Source organism: Sutterella massiliensis (assembly GCF_016899755.1).
Taxonomy (GTDB): domain Bacteria; phylum Pseudomonadota; class Gammaproteobacteria; order Burkholderiales; family Burkholderiaceae_F; genus Sutterella; species Sutterella massiliensis.
Genome location: NZ_JACJJC010000167.1, coordinates 1 through 789 on the forward strand (window position 1 = coordinate 1; position 789 = coordinate 789).

The 789-nt window shown below is 58.9% G+C and carries 2 protein-coding genes; one reads left to right on the forward strand and one right to left on the reverse strand.

Annotated elements, in window-relative coordinates; translation table 11 throughout:
• A partial coding sequence (locus H6A60_RS11940) for an FAD-dependent oxidoreductase (RefSeq protein ID WP_205104919.1) occupies window positions 1-436 on the reverse strand: 436 nt, incomplete at its 3' end.
• A 158-nt stretch (window positions 437-594) separates the two neighbouring features.
• Here H6A60_RS11940 and H6A60_RS11945 point away from each other — a divergent pair.
• On the forward strand, window positions 595-789 hold a 195-nt coding region (locus H6A60_RS11945), incomplete at its 3' end, for an FAD-binding protein (RefSeq protein ID WP_205104921.1).

The following is a 789-nucleotide window of genomic DNA, read 5'->3' on the forward strand; positions in this document are numbered from 1 at the left end:
CGCTCATGCCGCTCGCGAGCGAAATGGACAGGGGTTTGACGCCTTTGCCGATCACCCACTCATATTGGGTGCGGCTCACTTCCACAAGCCGGCGCACCAATCGCTCGTCGTTGACGCCGCCGCCCGTTCGAAGCATGTCGTTCACAAAAAGCTCGTCGGAATCGACTATGCCGTGCTTTCGCTGAAGCACCGTTTCGGACACCGCCCACTGCCCGCCGCACATGATTGAAGAGCCGCCCACGAACGGCTCCTTTTCAAGCAGAACCACCTGCTCGACCCCAAGCTCGGCGGCACGGCACGCAGCCGTCAGACCGGCCGCACCGCTGCCGATGATGACGATATCCGCTTTGGTCGGCAGCCCTTCGGACTCAACACACAGTCCCATGCGAGGCAGAAAAGGGAGCGCTGCGGCAGCAAGCAAGTCTCGACGTTTCATGGTGGAACTCCTGATCTCATTTTGGCGCATAAGCGCCGCACGCTTTTCCGAAGGGGATCAACTGTTGCCGCACGTCACTGTACCTAGGTACGGCTTGAGAAAAACTGCCTCTTGTGAAGGCAATCCGCTTCAAATTGCTAAAACGAAAAGGAGACATCATGACCACTCGCAGATCTTTCCTCAAGGCGGGACTTTTCACGACCGTTGCCGGCATGAGCGCGGCTGCAAGCGCCGTTCCGCTTAAGACACCCAAGAAATGGGATGAAGAATTCGACTTCGTTGTGATCGGCGCGGGTGCTGCCGGTCTGGTCGCAGCCGGCCATGCGGCCGAAGCCGGACTCAAGGTCCTCGTT